At 35.0% G+C, this 19,479-nt stretch carries 16 protein-coding genes, 1 pseudogene and 3 riboswitches; of the genes and pseudogenes, 14 read left to right on the plus strand and 3 right to left on the minus strand.

What is annotated here, in order from left to right; genetic code table 11:
- Positions 1-24: 24 nt before the first annotated feature.
- A complete protein-coding gene (gene topB, locus AC0ONG_RS00690) occupies positions 25-2,214 on the minus strand; it encodes a DNA topoisomerase III (RefSeq protein WP_000047320.1) in 2,190 nt (729 codons plus the stop codon).
- A 191-nt stretch (positions 2,215-2,405) separates the two neighbouring features.
- Positions 2,406-2,518, plus strand: a riboswitch (TPP riboswitch).
- Between the two features lie 72 nt (positions 2,519-2,590).
- On the opposite strand from topB, the gene thiM reads away from it, so the two are divergent.
- The gene (gene thiM / locus AC0ONG_RS00695) at positions 2,591-3,400 is read left to right on the plus strand and encodes a hydroxyethylthiazole kinase (RefSeq protein ID WP_001056107.1); all 810 of its coding nucleotides are present in this window, start codon (positions 2,591-2,593) and stop codon (positions 3,398-3,400) included.
- Between the two features lie 5 nt (positions 3,401-3,405).
- Positions 3,406-4,074: a thiamine phosphate synthase gene (thiE, locus tag AC0ONG_RS00700; protein WP_003255464.1), complete on the plus strand. Its 669-nt coding sequence runs from the start codon at positions 3,406-3,408 to the stop codon at positions 4,072-4,074.
- 115 nt (positions 4,075-4,189) lie between these two features.
- On the opposite strand, the gene AC0ONG_RS00705 is transcribed toward thiE, so the two are convergent.
- Positions 4,190-5,503 (minus strand): anaerobic C4-dicarboxylate transporter family protein, encoded by a 1,314-nt coding sequence (locus tag AC0ONG_RS00705; RefSeq protein WP_000498722.1) that lies wholly within the window; start codon positions 5,501-5,503, stop codon positions 4,190-4,192.
- Positions 5,504-5,784: 281 nt separating this feature from the next.
- Positions 5,785-5,869, plus strand: a riboswitch (cyclic di-GMP riboswitch).
- Between the two features lie 135 nt (positions 5,870-6,004).
- Here AC0ONG_RS00705 and AC0ONG_RS00710 point away from each other — a divergent pair.
- The 7 genes and pseudogenes from AC0ONG_RS00710 to AC0ONG_RS00740 all read left to right on the plus strand — a co-directional run.
- A complete protein-coding gene (locus tag AC0ONG_RS00710; RefSeq protein WP_000761081.1) occupies positions 6,005-7,747 on the plus strand; it encodes a methyl-accepting chemotaxis protein in 1,743 nt (580 codons plus the stop codon).
- Positions 7,748-7,881: 134 nt separating this feature from the next.
- Complete coding sequence (locus AC0ONG_RS00715) at positions 7,882-11,463, plus strand: non-ribosomal peptide synthetase family protein (RefSeq protein ID WP_098829331.1); 3,582 nt, start codon at positions 7,882-7,884, stop codon at positions 11,461-11,463.
- 52 nt (positions 11,464-11,515) lie between these two features.
- Positions 11,516-11,617, plus strand: a riboswitch (TPP riboswitch).
- Between the two features lie 101 nt (positions 11,618-11,718).
- A complete protein-coding gene (locus AC0ONG_RS00720; RefSeq protein ID WP_000082906.1) occupies positions 11,719-12,039 on the plus strand; it encodes an MTH1187 family thiamine-binding protein in 321 nt (106 codons plus the stop codon).
- Positions 12,011-12,784, plus strand: a complete 774-nt coding sequence (locus AC0ONG_RS00725; protein ID WP_001057166.1) for an ABC transporter permease — start codon at positions 12,011-12,013, stop codon at positions 12,782-12,784. The genes AC0ONG_RS00720 and AC0ONG_RS00725 overlap by 29 nt, the downstream gene beginning before the upstream one ends.
- Complete coding sequence (locus tag AC0ONG_RS00730) at positions 12,781-13,779, plus strand: ABC transporter substrate-binding protein (protein ID WP_000715556.1); 999 nt, start codon at positions 12,781-12,783, stop codon at positions 13,777-13,779. Before AC0ONG_RS00725 ends, AC0ONG_RS00730 begins: the two co-directional genes overlap by 4 nt.
- Positions 13,776-14,525 carry an ABC transporter ATP-binding protein gene (locus AC0ONG_RS00735; RefSeq protein ID WP_098829332.1) on the plus strand — a complete coding sequence of 250 codons (750 nt, stop codon included), beginning with the start codon at positions 13,776-13,778 and terminating at the stop codon, positions 14,523-14,525. Before AC0ONG_RS00730 ends, AC0ONG_RS00735 begins: the two co-directional genes overlap by 4 nt.
- A pseudogene (locus tag AC0ONG_RS00740) lies at positions 14,522-14,716 on the plus strand (P-loop NTPase family protein); the annotation flags it as partial. The gene AC0ONG_RS00735 and the pseudogene AC0ONG_RS00740, both read left to right, overlap by 4 nt.
- Before the next feature lie 440 nt (positions 14,717-15,156).
- Here AC0ONG_RS00740 and AC0ONG_RS00745 read toward each other — a convergent pair.
- Entirely contained in the window at positions 15,157-17,181 is a 2,025-nt protein-coding gene (locus AC0ONG_RS00745; protein WP_474203505.1) for a glycosyl hydrolase family 18 protein, read from the minus strand.
- Positions 17,182-17,552: 371 nt separating this feature from the next.
- Here AC0ONG_RS00745 and AC0ONG_RS00750 point away from each other — a divergent pair, with 371 nt between their 5' ends.
- The 5 genes from AC0ONG_RS00750 (at position 17,553) to AC0ONG_RS00770 (ending at position 19,436) form a co-directional block, all read left to right on the plus strand.
- Complete coding sequence (locus AC0ONG_RS00750; RefSeq protein ID WP_000382382.1) at positions 17,553-17,924, plus strand: DnaJ family domain-containing protein; 372 nt, start codon at positions 17,553-17,555, stop codon at positions 17,922-17,924.
- Between the two features lie 10 nt (positions 17,925-17,934).
- Entirely contained in the window at positions 17,935-18,249 is a 315-nt protein-coding gene (locus AC0ONG_RS00755; RefSeq protein WP_000548632.1) for a thioredoxin family protein, read from the plus strand.
- 13 nt (positions 18,250-18,262) lie between these two features.
- The gene (locus AC0ONG_RS00760; RefSeq protein ID WP_000394363.1) at positions 18,263-18,505 is read left to right on the plus strand and encodes a hypothetical protein; all 243 of its coding nucleotides are present in this window, start codon (positions 18,263-18,265) and stop codon (positions 18,503-18,505) included.
- 125 nt (positions 18,506-18,630) lie between these two features.
- Entirely contained in the window at positions 18,631-18,774 is a 144-nt protein-coding gene (locus tag AC0ONG_RS00765; RefSeq protein ID WP_000817988.1) for a hypothetical protein, read from the plus strand.
- Between the two features lie 80 nt (positions 18,775-18,854).
- Positions 18,855-19,436 carry a TetR/AcrR family transcriptional regulator gene (locus AC0ONG_RS00770; RefSeq protein WP_001254432.1) on the plus strand — a complete coding sequence of 194 codons (582 nt, stop codon included), beginning with the start codon at positions 18,855-18,857 and terminating at the stop codon, positions 19,434-19,436.
- Positions 19,437-19,479 lie beyond the last annotated feature (43 nt).

The following is a 19,479-nucleotide window of genomic DNA, read 5'->3' on the forward strand; positions in this document are numbered from 1 at the left end:
CGAGAGCGGTAGGAACCTTTTTGTTTAATCGAACTTTAGTTTTTTTAATGCGTCTGCGAACGGGTTGTTTAATGGTTCTTCTTCTTTTTTCTGTTGTTTCATATATTTTTGAACGTCACGTTTATCAGCTTTGTTTCCAGATTCTTTTTTACGTCGCTCTTGGAATGTTGATAATTTCTCGCGATAGCCACATTTACATGCAAAGATTTGACCTGCACCTTCACCACGTAATTCTAGTTTCTTCTTACATTGCGGACAGCGAGCGTTTGTTGTACGAGATACATTTTTACGATGACCACATTCACGATCTTGGCATACGAGCATTTTTCCCTTTTTGCCGTTTACTTCTAGCATTGGTTTACCGCAGTCTGGACAAGACTTCGTTGAAATGTTGTCATGTTTATATTTTTTATCACTCGATTTAATTTCAGAAACAATTTCTTTCGTATAGTTCTTCATTTCAGAAATGAATACTTCTTTTTTCAGCTTACCTTTTGCGATAGCCTCAAGTTTTTGTTCCCATTCACCAGTTAGTGTAGGGGATTTTAACTCTTCTGGTACTAAATCAAGTAATTGACGACCTTTTGATGTAATGTGAATATCTTTACCACGTTTTTCAATTAAGAAAGAGTTGAAAAGTTTGTCGATAATATCTGCACGTGTCGCTACAGTACCTAATCCACCAGTCGATTTTAACGTATCAGCAAGTTGTTTATTTTGCGTATCCATATATTTTGTAGGATTCTCCATTGCTGAAAGTAAAGTTGCTTCATTAAAGCGTGCAGGTGCTTTCGTTTGACCTGATGTTTGCATAATTAACTTTACAGTTAATGTATCGCCCTTTTCGATGTGGGGTAGAAGCTGCTCTTTTACGTCATCAGTTACATCATCGTCTTCAAATCGATTTTCGTATACTTCCTTCCAACCAGCATGTAAAATTGTTTTTCCGCGTGCAATGAACGTTTCACTACCAACTTTGGTACGTAATGTTAGTTGCTCGTATTCGAATGCTGGGAATAAAACAGCTAAGAAACGTTTTACAACTAAATCATAAATTTTACGTTCTTTATCTGTGAATGCTGAGAAGTTAACGTATCCTTCTGTTGGAATAATCGCATGATGATCGCTTACTTTACTATCATCAACAAATGATTTATTAGCCTTGATAGGCTTTTGTAATACTTTATGTGCTAAAGGACGGTACTCTCCAACGCCACATGCTTTTAAACGTTCTGGAAGTGTTTCAACGATATCAGATGAAATGTAGCGTGAATCTGTACGAGGGTACGTTAGCACTTTATGTTGTTCATATAACTTCTGCATAATGTTTAATGTTTCTTTCGCAGAGTAACCGAACTTTTTATTTGCATCACGTTGTAATTCAGTTAAATCGTAAAGACCAGGAGAGAATGACTTCTTCTGTTTTTTATCAATTTCCACAACAGTAGCATGTTGTTTATCTAAACCTTTTACAATACCATCAATTTTTTCTTTATTAAAACTACGGCTATTGCCATTTGCATCTTGCCAAGTAAGTTTGAGTTTCTCCATCGTTTGAGCTTCGATGCCGTAGTAAGTTTGTGCTTTGAAGTTCTTGATTTCATCTTCACGACTAGCAATCATAGCGACAGTAGGCGTTTGTACACGACCGCAATTTAACTGAGCATTAAAGCGAGTCGTTAAAGCACGAGTTGCATTAAGACCGATATACCAGTCAGCTTCTGAACGTGCAACTGCTGAAGCGTATAAATTGTCATAGGCTTTACCTGGTTTTAAATTTGCAAAACCATCTTTAATTGCTTTATCGGTTACAGAAGAAATCCATAAACGTTTGATTGGTTTGTTTAGCTTAACTTTATCGATGATCCAGCGTGCGACTAATTCCCCTTCACGTCCAGCGTCTGTTGCTACAATAATTTCATTTACATCTTTTCTAAGTAGCTGACTCTTTACAGCATTAAACTGTTTACCAGTTTGTTTAATAACCGTTAATTTCAAACGCTCTGGTAGCATCGGTAAATCTTCTAAATTCCACTGTTTATATTTCACATCATAGCTTTCTGGATCTGCTAATGTAACGAGATGACCTAAAGCCCAAGTTACAATATATTTACTACCCTCAAGATAGCCGTTTCCTTTTTTATCACACTTCAGTACACGAGCAATATCTCGTGCAACGGAAGGCTTTTCAGCGATTACAACGCTTTTTGACATATTAAAAACATCCTTTCAAATTTCCATAAGTTAAATATAGCATACATCTTCTTGAGATTCAGTTTCGCTTCATATTTGAGCTGTTTTTAGTGGAATGAACAAAATCCTGACTGATTAAAGTTTCACTTTATATAGAAAAGTAAAGAACTTGTTATTTTACTAGAATAAGAGTAGACTTTGAAGTAGATGAATAAGAAACACATGGGAGTTTGTGGATACAAACTGAGAGTATGGCTACTAGTCCGTCATTGACCATTTGAACCTGTTGGATAATGCCAGCGTAGGGAGAGTGTAAAAGCACATGTTCAGGCACTTTGCGTACGCGCGAAGTGCCTTTTTGTGTATCTCCCATCATTATAGTTAGGAGATGAAAAGGATGAATATGAAAGAAATTAGTAAAGTAGTGGATTTGGTGAGAGAATCTAATCCGCTCGTTCATAATATTACAAATGTTGTTGTAACAAATTTTACTGCTAACGGTTTGTTGGCACTTGGGGCATCGCCTGTAATGGCGTATGCAAAAGAAGAAGTAGCAGAAATGGCTAGCATTGCTGGAGCGTTAGTATTAAATATGGGAACACTTCGTCCTGAGGAAGTAGAAGCGATGTTACTTGCTGGTAAATCAGCAAATGTGAACAATGTGCCAGTACTATTTGATCCAGTTGGTGCAGGAGCAACTTCGTATCGAACAGAAGTTGCGAGACATATTCCAGCCGAAATAGATTTAGCAATTATCCGCGGCAATGCGGCTGAAATAGCAAACGTTATTAATGAGAAATGGGAAATTAAAGGGGTAGACGCTGGTACTGGAAATGGCAATGTTGTAAGTATTGCAAGGCAGGCAGCAGATGAACTAAATACAGTTGCTGTCATTACTGGAAAAGAAGATGTTGTTACAGATGGAGAGCGAACTGTTCTTATTCGAAATGGTCATCCTATTTTAACAAAGGTTACGGGAACAGGGTGTTTACTAACTTCGGTAATAGGAGCATTTGTAGCAGTAGAAAAAGATTATGTAAAAGCAGTAGTAGCCGCATTAACGTTTTATGGTGTAGCTGCGGAACTGGCAGCTGTTAAAACAGTAGAAAAAGGGCCAGGTAGTTTCCAAATTGAATTTTTAAATCAATTAGCGAATACAACTTCAGCTGATATTGAGAAGTATGGGAAGATTGAGGAGTTAGAGTAAGGGGGATGAAACATACGATGCGCATTGAAACAAAGAAAATGTCTAAGTTATTACAAGTGTATTTTATTATGGGAAGTAATAACTGCACGAGGGATCCTTTAGCTGTATTGAAAGAAGCGTTAGATGGTGGAGTGACACTTTTTCAGTTTCGCGAGAAGGGGGAAGGTTCTTTAATCGGAGGAGATAGAGTGCGCTTTGCAAAAGAATTGCAGACGCTTTGTAAGGAATATAGTGTTCCTTTCATTGTAAATGATGATGTAGAATTAGCCATTGAATTAGATGCAGATGGTGTTCATGTAGGACAAAATGATGAAGGGATTACATCTGTTCGTGAAAAAATGGGAGATAAAATTATCGGCGTATCTGCTCATACAATTGAAGAAGCACGCTTTGCAATCGAAAATGGAGCAGATTATTTAGGTGTTGGACCTATTTTCCCAACGAGTACGAAAAAAGATACGAAAGCGGTTCAAGGAACGAAAGGATTAGCTTATTTTAGAGAACAAGGAATTACAGTGCCAATCGTTGGTATTGGTGGGATTACAATTGAAAATACAGCGGCAGTTATAGAAGCGGGTGCGGACGGTGTTTCAGTTATTTCAGCAATTAGTTTAGCTGAATCTGCGTATGAAAGTACGAGAAAATTAGCTGAAGAAGTAAAGAGAAGTTTGTAGAAAAGGACATGTAGTATTTTAAGTGCTACATCGAGAAGTAGACTGCCCAAAAAATTTAAACAAACCCTTATTAAAAAAGCACAAACCTTTTTAAATAAGGGTTTGTGCTTTTTCTTTAAAACATAATAGAAATTAAAAGCATTCCAATTCCGATAGAAGTAAATGTTGCAATTAAGCCTGGAATCATAAAGCTATGATTTAATACGTATTTACCGATACCTGTTGTACCAGTACGGTCAAAGTTAATGGCAGCAACGATTGTCCCGTAGTTTGGAATGAAGAAATATCCGTTTACTGCAGGGAACATCGCAATCAGTAGTGCTGGTGGAATACCAAGGGATAGTCCAAGTGGCATTAAGGCACGTACTGTTGCTGCTTGGCTGTACAGTAAAATAGATAGAATGAATAGTGCGATGGCAAATAGCCAAGGTGCACTTGTTACTAAATGCTGAATAGATCCTTGAATCATATTTAAGTTTCCATTAAAGAAAGTATCTCCCATCCAAGCGATACCGAAAATAGCAACAACTGCTGTTGCTCCTGCTTTAAAGACGTTACCAGACACAATGCTTTCTACATTTGGTTTACAGAAAATAATAATAAGAGCCGCGATAGTTAACATAACCATCTCAATTGTGTTCGGCATGGAAAGACGGGCTAACTTCCCATCAACTATCCATCCTGGACGAAGTGCTTCAAATGAACCAAGAAGTACAACAAGGAAGGTTCCTACAAGGAAAAGGATAACTGATAATTTGGCGCCCTTTACACCTACAAATTCTTTTTTCTCTTCAAGCTTAGGAATCATTCCTTCTTTTAATCGTTTTAAGTATTCAGGGTCTTCATTTAATTCTTTTCCCATCTTACTAGCAACGAATGCTGCTAACATACAAGCAATGAAAGTAGAAGGAATACTCACTTTTAAAATATCTAATAAAGTGATTTTATAGTCAGCTAACATTGCTAAAAGAGCAACTGTGGCAGCTGAAATTGGGCTAGCTGTAATTGCTTGTTGAGAAGCGATTACGGCAATCGACATTGGGCGTTCCGGTCTAACCCCTGATTCACGAGAGACTTCTGCAATAACAGGAAGTACAGAATAGGCAACGTGACCAGTACCTGCACATAGTGTGAATAAATAAGTAACAATTGGAGCAAAAAAAGTAATACGCTTTGGATTTTTTCGTAATGCTTTTTCAGCTAGGTGAACAAGATAGTCCATTCCTCCAGCAGCTTGCAAAGCACCAGCGGCTGTAATTACTGCCAAAATCATAAGCATTACATCGATAGGAGGCGCGGTCGGTTGTAAGTGGAAGACAAAAACGAGTATTGCCATACCAACTCCACCCATTACTCCTAAACCAACTCCGCCTAGGCGTGCACCAATAAAAATACAGAGTAACAAGGTAAGAAATTGTAGCCAAAACATGATAAACTACCTCCGAAATTCATTAGTTAAGATATATTCGAATAGTTTAATTTGAATGAAAATTAAATAAATACCCGAAGAAATCCTTGTTATTTATACATTTTTTATTATATAACACAAAAAAAGTAACATTCACGTACTTTTTGAAATTATTTCGAAAAAGCAATTCGTTAAAAATTTGTATTTATATCTCTAAATAAGTAGACATTTTGATTTATATGTTGTAACCTTTGATAGAGAATATATGATTCTCATAGAACTCCCATATCGTTCAACTCGTTCAGCGAGAAAGGCAAACTGATGGAAACATGAGGACGCAAAACTACAGGAGCTAAGGTCGAAAGGCTATGCTAGCCAGTTACCGGACGGATAGGGTTGGTCTTGGCCAATGCTTTTACATTGGCTTTTTTTTATTCTCGAACATATTGAGAAACATCTTTAAACAAAATATTCATATATTTTGTTTTTTTTGTTTAGAATCATTAAGGAAGGTGGATATTAATGAAAAAATATTGGCATAAGTTATCGTTCCTTCAAAAGAACGTCTTATTAACCGTATTAGTTATTTTGACACTTGTTGGAAGTATGGGCGCGTTAAGTTTCAACATGTTTCAAAATAGTATGATGTCTTTATTTGAAAGACAGTCTATTGAAACAGGAGAAATAGTGTTGAAAAAATTGGATGTAGAATTAGTTAGAGACATGGCGAAAGATCCTACAGCCGAAAAAGTGAAAAAAGAAAAGTTAACAGAGAAATTAGATGAAGTGTCAAAAGAATTGAAAAGTGTTGGACAAACGTATGTTACAGGAGCAAAGCCGAATGAAAAGCGAGAATTACAACTCGTTGGTTTGACTACAGAGTTAACAAATGCATTCCCTATAAAGCCGGGAGATTATTATGAACAACCCGCTCATTGGATGAAGGCGTACGATAAGGTCATTGATACGAAAAAGGCCCAAATGACAGAAGTATATGAAGATGAAATAGGTTCGTGGGTGACAATATTAGAACCAATTACAGATGGAGAAAACAATATTGTTGCAATTATTGCGGCTGACTTAGATGCTTCCATTGTTCCTATTACAAAAGAGAAGTTTATGATACAGGGCTTACTCTTTATCATTATTTCATTAGCAATTGCGACTATTACTCAATTCTTTATCGTGCGTCACTCGCTAGCTCCATTAAAAGATTTACGAGAAGGATTACGTAAAATTGGTGAAGGTGATTTAAGTATTAAATTAAAAGAAAGACCAGATGATATTGGAATTATTAATGTTTATTTCAATAACACGATTGAAAAATTTAAAGGGATTATAGATAAAGTAAGGCAAACTGCTGAGCAAGTTTCTTCTTCTTCACAAGAATTGTCGGCGAGTACAGAGGAAAACAGTATGGCAGTTCAAGAGATTGCAAGTTCTATTGAAGGTTTAAGAGTAGGGGCACAGTCTCAAAAAACTTCAGTACAACAATGTTTAGGAATTGTACATGGAATGGAAGATAAGGTAGAAGAGATAACTGGGGCTGCAAAACAAGTTGCGGTTGCTTCTGAAGGTATGGAGCAACATTCAATTGAAGGTAATGAAGTGATTGGACAAATTATTAATCAAATGAGTTTAATCCAAAATGCAGTACAGGATTTATCTTCCATCATTTATTCGTTAGAAACAAGGTCAAAAGAAATTAGTGATATCGTAACTGTAATTACAGGTATTTCAAATCAAACAAATTTATTAGCTTTAAATGCTTCTATTGAGGCTTCACGTGCTGGAGCAGCTGGAAGAGGGTTTGCAGTTGTTGCTGATGAAGTACGAAAATTAGCAGAACAAACTGAAGCGTCTGCAAAAGATATAGCGAAATTAATTGGTGAAACACAAGCTGAGACAGAAGATGCTGTAGTTTCAATGCAAAAAGGTTCAAAAGAAGTAGAAACTGGAATTTCACTTGTTCAAAGTAGTGGAGATTTCTTTGAAAAAATTTCAAAATCAGCGCAATCTGTTACAGATCAAGTAAAAGCTGTCTCTGGTAATTCGAGTGACATTTTACAAAATAGCCAGAATATTGTTCAAGTCGTAAATGAATTATCACATATTGCAAATACTTATGCCAACAGCAGTAGTAATGTTGAAGAAAGCATGAAAGAGCAAGAAATATCAGTACAAGATATTGCAGAATTAGCGACTTCTTTAAGTTGGCTTTCTCAGGAATTACAAGAGCTAATTGGTGAGTTTAAAAGTGAATAAGAAGAAAGATCAATTCTAATCGAAGGGGGATCCCCCTTTGATTATGAATTGAACTAATTTGCCCGTTAATAAGGGATGAAAAAGGTGTGAATTTTCACACCTTTATTATATTTGAGAGAGGAATTTACATAAATATGAAATTAGCAATTTCTTATAATGAGATGGTAAAAGAATTTTTAGGAAAAGTAGAAGGAAGTATTAAAATACCTAAAGATGTTCAAGGAACAGAATTTGGGGTAAAAAGAAAAACTGAACTATTTCCAAATTTGACTCACATTGTAGATTTAATAGGAGCGACTGCAACGTGGTTATATCATATTTCTAAAGAAAAACATATTGTCGTGCTTTATCATGTAAGAGGAAGTTTATTTCCGATTACTATTGAAATTTCTAATTTTCTCTCCTATGAAAGTTTGAATTTACAGATTGAAGAGCAACTGGAACAAATTAAAGAAATGAATGAGGAAGAAATAGAAGAGTTTCAAAACGGTAATACATTATATGAAATGTCACCTATTATTATTGGTGAAACATATTATGAGCTACAAGACACGAATACATTACAATTTGTATTCAGTAAAAATATGCAAAGCGTAGAAATAATATTTAATAGTGTTAATTGGAAAGAGACAACGATTACTCGTTATGCACAACAAATACAAGGTGTTTTAATCAATACATTACAAAATAATAATAATTATATAAATGATTTTAATGTTATTACAGAGGCCGAGATGGCACTTTATAGTCAAGTGAATGATACGACAGCAGTATATCCTGAGAAAAGTATCGTCGATATGTTCTATAATACTGTTACTCAATTTCCAAATCGTATAGCTTTATCTTCAAGGGAAGGTACTTTAACTTATGAGGAGCTAAATAAAAAAAGTAATCAAATAGCTCATATGTTAATTAAAAACGGCGTCCAATTAGGAGACTATGTTGGAATATTTATGAAACGTAGCATAGACACAGTAGTAAGTATGGTAGCTATATTAAAAGCTGGTGCAGCGTATGTTCCGATTGATCCAGATTATCCGGAAAGTAGAATACAGTACATTATTCAAGATAGCCAAGCGAAAGTTATATTGATGAAAGAGACGCCTATAACATGTGATGGGGTTCAAACAGTTTCAATGTATGATAGTGAAACTTGTGAAGATATAGATGTAAAGTTGTCTATTCATTGTGATGATGTAGCTTATATGATTTATACATCTGGTTCAACAGGGAATCCAAAGGGAACGATGTTAGCACATAGAGGCGTTGTTAATCTGTACATTTGGATGCAAAAGCAATATGAATTGACAGAAGAGGATGTATTTGCCCAATTTCCTTCCTTTAGTTTCGATGCTTCTGTATGGGAGTCATTTGCTTCTTTATTCTGTGGAGGAAACTTGTATGTATTATTAGAGGAAGAGCGATTGTCTGTAGAAGCATTTGCACATGCAATCTATAAAGTGAAAGCAACTTCGATCTTGGCATTAGCAACAATTTTTGTTCGACAAGTAGCAACTTATTTAGCAGAAGAAGATATATATAAGCTAGCTTCCCTAAAAAGAATTGCGATTGGCGGTGAAATGTTGCCTGTAGAGGTTATTAAATTGTGGAGAGAAAGAATAGGTACAAATGTTGAAATTCATAATGTATACGGACCGACAGAATGTACAGTAGTGACGACAACTTATAAAATACCTAGTCAGTTAAATGAGGATATTGCGAGTATTCCCATTGGTAAACCATGTTCTAATTATCAAGTTATGATTTTGGATGAGAATATGAATCTTTGTCCAATTGGTGTACCTGGTGAATTATATATAGATTCAGTAGGATTAGCAAAAGGGTATTTTAATAAACCTAATAAAACAATTGAAGCTTTTATTCCGAACCCTTTTAATCCTATAGTTAGTATATATAAAACAGGTGATATTGTTAAGTTGCTAGAGGATGGAAATATAGAGTTTTTACATCGGAAAGATGATCAAGTAAAAATTAGAGGACATCGTATTGAACTAGGAGAAATCCAAAGTAAAATTTCTCAAAATCATAATATAAAAGAAAATGCTGTTTTTGCTAAGAAGAGTAAGGAAGGTAGCCAATATTTAATCGCGTTCTATACAACTTTAAATAAAAAAGAAATACCAGAATTAGTTTATCAGTTACAAGAGCAATTACCAGATTATATGGTGCCATCTAAACTAATTTATATTAATGAATTACCACTTACACCTAATAAAAAGATTGATGTTAAGAAGTTAGCTCAGTTAGAAGAAAAGTATGAACCGGTTCGTCTACAAGAATATGTTGCACCTTCTAATAAAGCAGAAAAACAAATAGCGAACGCTTGGGCGGAAGTATTAGGAATTTCAAAAGTTGGAGTGCATGATGATTTCTTTACAATTGGTGGACATTCATTGAAAGTATTACGAGTCTTAACATTGTTAAAAGAAGATTTCTCACATTTAACAATTCAAGATTTCTTTAAAGAAAGAACGATATATGGATTAGCTCGAATTGAGCGAGAAGTAAAAGTAGAGAAAGAAGAAGTATTTCGTGAATATAAAGTGATTCACGAACCGGATACTATTACGTATGCAAACGTTTTGGAAGAAACCCAGATTTCAAATGTCTTTTTAACAGGAGCTACTGGTTATTTAGGATCACACATATTATATGAATTGCTGAGAGATACATCTGCTACTATTTATTGTTTAGTAAGACCAACCAAAGATGTGCAGCAAAGAATTATAGATACATTAACAGCTTACTTTAATGATATATGTGAAGAATGGTTACAGCGTATACAGGCCGTAGCTGGTGATCTGGGAGAAGAGTATCTTGGGATGAGCGAAGAAGAATTTATGTTCATCAGTTCTAAGATGGATACGATAATTCATTGCGGTGCAGATGTAAGACATTTTGGAGATGTAAAACAATTTGAAAATATAAATGTCCAAGGAACTAGCCGTATGCTAGCATTAGTGGAAAAAGATGCTACATTCCATTTTATTTCTACGATTGGTATCCCGTTAGAATTAGCGGTAGATCAATGGGATACATACATGAAAACTGGTGATTTTAATTACAGTGTAGACTTAGAGAATGTATATTCAAATAGTAAACTACAAGCGGAAAACATTGTTCGTGAAGCAATGAAAAATGGTTTGCGTGGAAATATTTATCGTGCAGGTAATTTAGCATGTCATTCAGAAACAGGTTCGTTCCAACAAAATATTGAAGGAAACGCATTTTATCGTCTTATTAAAACAATGCTATTAATTGGAAAAGCACCAAATGTGAAGTGGAAAGTTGATTTCACACCAATTGATTTTGCTAGTAAATCAATTGTAACGTATGTACAAGATTCACAAATAGATGGAGAAACATTGCACATCTGTCATCCACATCAAATTGAGTTTGAACAATTTATACAGCTAATTGGAGAGTGTGGATACAATCTTGAACTGGTTACACTTTCAGAATATGAAAATGCCGGACTTGAATTAGCAAAGGGAAATGAAGTAATAGCAGAGTTAATTGCTTCTCAAGTTGCAGGAGATGGAGCGCAGCAATCTGAAATTGTAATGGGTACGCGTAGAACGAATGAATGGATTAAGAAAAAAGAATTGAAAGTACCAGCAATTAATAAAGAATTTATACAGCAGTTATTAGCTCATGGTGAAAAAGTTGGTTATTTTCCAAAAATAATGAAATGATTATGCATGCTTTTGTTTGTTCAATAAAATAAATCATGCTACAATGAAAACGAATTAAGGACCGGGGAGCCAATTGGCTGAGAGGATGTAAGTAAACATCGACCCTCAACCTGATCTGGATAATGCCAGCGTAGGGAGTTACTTAAAGTGATGTAGCATATGTTATTCTATAATAACTTGCATACAAGGCTTTCCTACGCAGTAGGAAAGCCTTTTCTTATTTTTGAAATTTAATTTTATAAGGGGGATTTTATTATGTCACAACAAGTTACAATGTCATTTTCAGTAGTACCACAAGCGAAAACGAAAGATGTATATTCTGTTGTCGATAAAGCAATTGAAGTTGTGCAACAATCGGGAGTTCGTTATGAAGTAGGGGCAATGGAAACAACTTTGGAAGGAGAATTAGATGTACTTCTTGATGTCGTTAAACGTGCACAACAAGCTTGCGTCGATGCTGGAGCAGAAGAAGTGATTACTTCTATTAAAATCCATTATCGTCCAAGCACTGGTGTAACGATAGATGAAAAGGTTTGGAAGTACCGTGATGAATATGCAAAACCAGAAGCAATCTAAACTTATTACAACTATTTGGCTTATCCTTCTCATTGCGATATGGGAAGGATCTGTTTCATTATTTAAAATCGAACCGTGGATTTTACCAAAGCCTTCTGCCATTGTTCAAGAATTAATTGGGATGAAAGATTTACTATTACCAAATACGATGCAAACACTGCAGGAAGTTATAATTGGACTATTCTTTGCAATTTTATTGGGGACGAGCATCGCAATTATTATGGACGTTATACCGTTATTTCGTATTTTAATAAATCCATTGCTTGTTATTTCGCAAACAATTCCAATTGTTGTACTTGCACCACTATTTATTATTTGGTTTGGATATGGGATGTTGCCGAAAGTAATGGTCGTAATACTCGTTTGTTTCTTCCCAATTGCGCTTAGTATTTTAGAAGGTTTTCAAACAGTAGATAAAAACATGTTGAAGCTGTTACAAACAATGAAGGCGACGAAATGGCAAGTTTACCAGAAAGTAAAATTTCCAGCAGTGCTTCCATACTTTTTCTCAGGCTTAAAAATTGCAGTTACATATAGCGTAATGGGGGCAATTATCGGAGAATGGCTCGGTGCAAGTGAAGGATTAGGCGTTATGCTTACGAGGGCTACAAAATCATTTTTGACTGCTCGAGTATTTGGTGTTGCAGCAATCATCGTTATGGTGACATTGTGCCTGTATTTTATCGTAGAGTTTATGGCAAGAATAACAGCACCATGGATATATAGAAAGGACGGCAGAAAATGAAAAAAGGTTTGAAAGTTATGTTAGCTGCCTTATTAGCGGTAGGTGTGGCTGGATGTAATCCGGCGAAGAAAGAAGAAAGTGCAAGTAAAGATCAAAAAGTAAAAGTAGTATTAGATTGGTTTCCAAATACGAATCATACTGGCTTATATGTAGCACAAACGAAAGATTATTACAAAAAGCAAGGATTAGATGTAGAAATTATTCAACCGGGTGACAATGTAACAGCAGAGCAAATGATAGCATCAGGAAAAGCAGACTTCGCAATAAGCGCACAAGAAAATGTAACATTAGCTCGTGTGGAAGGAATTCCTGTTGTATCTGTAGGAGCGATTATTCAGCATAACACTTCAGCGTTTGCATCGCTTAAGAAAGATAATATGACGTCACCGAAAGATTTTGAAGGTAAACGTTATGGCGGCTGGGGAGGACCAGCGGAAGAAGCGACATTAAAGACGATTATGGATAAGCATCAAGCTGATTTTAATAAAGTTGAAAAAATCATCTTAGGACAAACAGATTTCTTTAAATCAATCGGTCGTGATGCAGATTTCGAATGGATTTATTACGGTTGGGATGGAATTGAAGCGAAGCGCCAAGGAAAAGAGTTAAATACGATTATGGTGAAGGACTTAGATCCAGCGCTTGATTTCTATAGTCCTGTTATTATTACGAGTGAAAAACATACGAAGCAAGATAAAGACTTTGTGAAAAAGTTTATGAGTGCAACAACAGAAGGTTATAATTTTGCAATTAAGGAACCGAAAGAAGCTGCTGATATTCTAATTAAAGCTGTTCCAGATGTAAATAAAGATTTAGTTCAAGAAAGCCAGAAATGGTTAAGTACGAAGTATCAAGATGATGCGAAAGCATGGGGAGTACAGAAGGAAGAAATTTGGACGAATTACATGAATTTCTTATATGACAACAAAGTTATTAAAAAGAAAATCGATGTAAAAGATGCTTTTACAAATGAATTCCTTCCAAGTGAAAAATGAGCGGATTACAAATAAAAAATATAGTGAAATCTTTCGACGGAAAGAATGTATTAGAGAATATTAGTGCCTCTATACAAGAGGGAGAGTTTGTTTCCTTTGTAGGACCGAGTGGTTGCGGGAAAAGCACATTATTAAACATGATTGCAAATGTTGAAAAACCAACAAGCGGGAACGTAATGTATAAAGATAAGCAAGTACAAGGGCAAGATGTTGTTAGTTATATGCCACAACAAGATTTATTACTACCGTGGCGATCAGCTTTGCAAAATATCGTTCTTCCGTTAGAAATTGAAGGAAAGCCGAAAAAACAAAGGCTGACAGAAGGAATGGAAGCATTAAAGCAGTTCGAACTAGATGAATATGCAGACCATTATCCAGATGAATTGTCTGGTGGTATGCGTCAAAGAATTAGTTTTCTGCGCACATATTTATGTGAAAAGCCAATTATGCTGCTTGATGAGCCTTTTGGAAAGTTAGATGCATTTACAAAAATGGAAGTACATAGCTGGCTTTTAAACTCTTGGCATCAAGAGAAGCAAACAATCGTTATGGTTACACATGACTTAGATGAGGCAATCTTGCTTTCAGATCGCGTATTTATTTTATCTCAAAGACCAGCGTCAATTGTTGGCGAGGTACAAGTGAAATTACCTAGACCGAGAACGATGGATATGTTAACATCACTCGAATTAAAAAAGGATAAAGAAGAGATTTTAAGTGTGTTAGCTCCTTATATGAAAAAATAGAAAAAGCTGATGTTTTAATTTTAGACGAACCGACTAATCATTTGGATGTAGAAACTAAGATGGCTTTAAAAGAAGCGTTACAACAATATAAAGGAACGGTTTTAATTGTCTCACATGAACCTTCTTTCTATGAATCGTGGATAACAAAAGTATGGAATATAGAAGAGTGGAATGCTGAACAATATGAATAAAGAAAAGACATTAGCTTTTATGAGCTAATGTCTTTTCTTTGTGATTAACATGATTTTCGAGAACTCTTACATGAGAATTGTATGAAGAAGCACTCTTATGGTGCGCTTATAAGCGTGCTTTTTCTTTTGTTATATTTATAATAATACGAAAGCCTTTCCCTAAAAGGTGACTATCTTTCTTTATATATATAGATAGTTCAAAGTGGAATGAAAATAATTCCTATATGTAAAGAATAATGTGGATATTATAGGAAGACAATAGAAATTAAAGGGAATTCATGTAAAATTCAAATTAACTTCATATCAACTTCATATTGGAAACTAATTATAATAGGTTATTGTGATGCTTTTTATTTTTCATAAAATTAAAAGTTTGAATTTAGGAAGTATTGCTCAAACCTAAATTCAAACTTTAGTGAAATAATTAATGGATATTACGTCTAGTTTTCGCTAATGACGGCATTTAAAAGTTCGGTAGGATTACCCGTTCCTGCACCACCAATTGTAATTGATCCACCAGGAGGAATTTCGCCATTCCATCCTGCGTTCGTAATTACATAATGATTATTTGTTTTACTACTAATTTTAGAATCCCAAACTTGTGTTAAATTGCCGCTATAATCAAATTCTAATTTCCAATTTTTAATAGGAGTCGTTCCGTTATTTTTAATTATAATCGAGAAGTTATAACCGCTTCCCCAATTCGAAGTGACTGAAAATGTAGCAGTGCCATTTCCATCAGGAGGTGTTGTATTAGCTTCATCCGTTTTGACAGTAAGAGCGGTAGGTTGTGATTTATTTCCAGAAGCATCTTTGGCAATTACTGAAAATGTGTATTCCGTATTAGGTTTTAAGTTTTTAATTGTAATGCTATTTGTTGTTGCACTCCATTTTTCTTCTCCGGCAGTAATTTCGTATTCAGTAACGCCTACGTTATCAGTGGATGCAGTCCAGCTTAATTGAACTGAGCTTGAAGTTTTATTCGTAACTATAATGTTTTTAACATTCGTTGGTGGCTCAGTATCTTTTTGGTTAATAGGTCCACCAAGTAATTCTTTTACTAGCGTATCAAGTAATTTTGGACCACTACAACTATATTTTGGACTTGTACGGCAATCTCCGCTTAGTTCCCAAAACATTGCTCCACTTAAACCTTTCGTCTTTATATAGTCTGTTTTATATTTCATAGATTCATTGTCATCGTAGCTAATAAATGTGCCTGTAGTTGCATTATATAAATAAGGTACTTTAGCTGTGTCATTCCAGTAGCGTACAAAACCATTTTTATTAACGTAATTGGCTGCTAAATCACCGTAATCATATACACCTGTGTCACCGGTAGAATAATCATCCCAAGTACCTTTAGAAGCAAGTTTCCCATCACTACCTGGTTTGCAAGGTTGATATTGTCCGTTATTTTCTTTACCACAACTTTTCCAGCCACGTCCGTAAAAAGGTACGCCTAATACTAGTTTATCCACTGGAACACCTTCATTTGTATAAACATCTATAGCACCATCTACGTAAAAATTCGTATTTGCTGCTGGGTCATTTGGATCCTTATATAGAGCTGCATTATGATTAGAAGTAGCTTCCCATCCGCCGTGGAAATCATATGTCATAATATTAATCCAATCGAGTATTTGAGAAATTTTCTTTAGCTCTGTATGATCAGCGTAGCGTTGGCTTGCGCCTGAAGCGATTGTTAGTAAATATTGTTTGCCATCTTCAGCACCTGCTTTATTCAAAGCATTTCGGACGTCTTGAAGAAGGAGAGTGAAATTTTGTTTATCTTCAGGACGATAACTACCACCAGGAATCGTTTCAACGCCCGGATATTCCCAGTCTAAATCCACGCCATCAAACCCATATGCACGAAGAAAAGATACTGTAGATTCAGCAAATACTTTTCTTGTTTTTTCATCAGCGGCCATATCAGAAAAGCGGTTAGACCAAGTCCAGCCACCAACGGAAATAATTGTTTTTAAGTGAGGATATTTAGCTTTTAATCGTTTTAGTTCTCCGAAATTTCCGCAACGGGCATATTTATCGCAATCTTCCCAAGTTGTCCCTGAACCAGGATACGATTTGGTAACATCAGCCCATGGTTCACCGAGTACGAGAGTACCATTAGGAACCTCTTTATTTTGCAATGGTACACCAGATTCTTTACAGTTCCACGTTTGTTTATTTGGATTATCAGTGTGAGTAGAAGGGTTTCCATGTTTTCCATTCCAACAAATATCCGCGAAAGCATAGTTAAGGTGAGTAAGTTTTGATGCATCAATGTCAGCAACTTGATAATTACGTCCGTAAACGCCCCACGAAGGAAAGTACCCAACAATTTTTTGACTTTGCTTTGGTGAATCTGCTAATGCGAGATTTGGAGTAATAAAATTTTTGAGAAAAAGAGGTAAGAAAAGTAGTAGAGATAGTAATAGCAGTGTGAATTTTTGAGACCTCATAGCCATTTCTCCTTTCAAAATAAAAAATATATTTAAAGGCATACGCCAATAAATCAAAATGAATCTAGACGTATGAAACGTCTAGATAAAATGATCAGACATCACGAAGTCTATACAAGGGAGCTGGGGGTGATTAAATCGTAACAAATGTAAGATTTAGTGTAAACGCTTTATTAAGTTAAAACATACTTTCTCAATACAAAAAGGCTTGAATACAAACTATATATGAAAACGAAAGATCGGTATGGGAGGAAAAAGCTTATTATAAATAAATTTGAGAAAAAATTGTCTGGAGTCAATTATTAAAGACGTAGAAAGATAAGGAAATATCATGTAAAATAATAGTAAAAATATGTAAAGGAGGGAATGGTGTGGATGTGTTTTTGAACATTGCTGAAGAAAAAATTCGACAAGCAATACGGAATGGTGATCTTGATTATCTGCCGGGAAAAGGAAAACCACTACAATTAGAAGATCTTTCAATGGTACCTCCAGAACTTAGAATGAGTTATAAAATTTTAAAAAATGCGGGAATGATTCCATCAGAAATGGAACTACAAAAAGATATATTAAAAATAGAGGATCTAATTGCTTGCTGTTATGATGAAGAAGAGAGAAAGAAATTACGAGAAGAGTTAACAGCAAAAACGCTTCGTTTTCAGCAGGTAATGGAAAAGAGAAGGATTAAAGATAGTTCAGCTTTTCGTATGTATCAAGATAGAGTATTTCATAAATTGCGTTAAGAGGGATAAGATGCATAAATTTAAAACGATAGAAGAATTAGCGACATATATTGAAGAACAACAATTGGTACTTCTGTTCATTAAAACAGAAAATTGTGGTGTTTGTGATGTTATGTTAAGGAAAGTAAATTACGTATTAGAGAATTATGATTACGTAGAGAAAATAGAGATATTACTACAAGACATGCAAGAGATTGCGGGGCGATATGCAGTATTTACAGGACCAACAGTTTTATTATTTTATAATGGAAAAGAGATCCTTCGGGAATCGTGCTTCATTTCACTTAAAAATCTAGAGAGAACCATTCAATTATTCGAGGAATAAGGGAGGCTTTTATATGGAATTTATTATTGTCATACTATTATTTGTTGTAGTTGGAATAATCGTAACAGCAGTTCGATCGAACAAAAAGAAGGTAAATCTTACAAAACAAAATAACATTCATAATTCATCTAACAGCTCATCACCATTATTTTTCTTTGCTGGATCTGATAATGATAGCTCGCATGATGGCGGTTCACATGATTGTGGAGGGTCTTTTGGGGGAGATAGCGGGGGAAGCTGCGGTGGTGGTGATTGATGAAAATGCGCCTTATATAGGCGTATTTCTTTTTAAACAAACGTTTGATTAGTTGGCTTACATATGCATAAACACAGTTAAACAAACGTTTGATTAATATTTTTAACATACTAAGGGGAATGGAAATGAAAAGGGAACCGAGAGTGAAAAATAAGGGGAAAGTAGTGTTATTTTTATTAGCTGCGGGAGGCGTATTTCTTGTTAAATTAACACTTAAATTTGGAACAATACATATGATTCGAACTTGGTTTGAAAGTACATTTTCTTAAATAAGGAATATAGCCTCTTGCGATAGAGGTTTTTGATTTGTTATTATTAGACTGAACGGTCGGTTTAAAGAGGTGTGAATATGAGAAGAAGCGCAGAAGAGATAAAGAAAGAAATTGCATATAAAGCAGAAAGTCTATTTTCACAGAAGGGCTACGCAGCTACATCTATGGAAGAGATTTGTGAAATTACAGAGCGAAGTAAAGGAAGTATTTATTATCACTTTAAAAGTAAAGAAGATTTATTTTTATTTGTAGTGAAACAGCATACGTATGATTGGCTTGAAAAATGGAATGAAAAAGAGAAGTTGTATAGCACTAGTACTGAAAAACTATATGGTCTCGCGGAATATCATGTAGAGGACATACAGCAACCAATTTCAAATGCAATAGAGGAATTCTCTATGAGCCAAGTTGTAAGTAAAGAGATTCTGGATGAACTGTTAGCTTTAACTAGAGAATCATATGTTATGTTTGAGAAATTAATTGAAGCAGGTATACAGTCTGGAGAGTTTCGTGAAGATAATACTCGTGATCTTATGTATATTGTGAATGGATTATTATCAGGGCTTGGAGTACTTTACTACGAGCTAGATTATAAAGAGTTGAAGCGTATTTATAAAAAGGCAATAGATGTATTGTTAAAAGGAATGGCAGCTGAATAATAGGTCAGTTGCTTTTCTTAAAGAATAAATTAGACCGAACGGT

It is taken from the genome of Bacillus sp. TCT6, assembly GCF_056033845.1.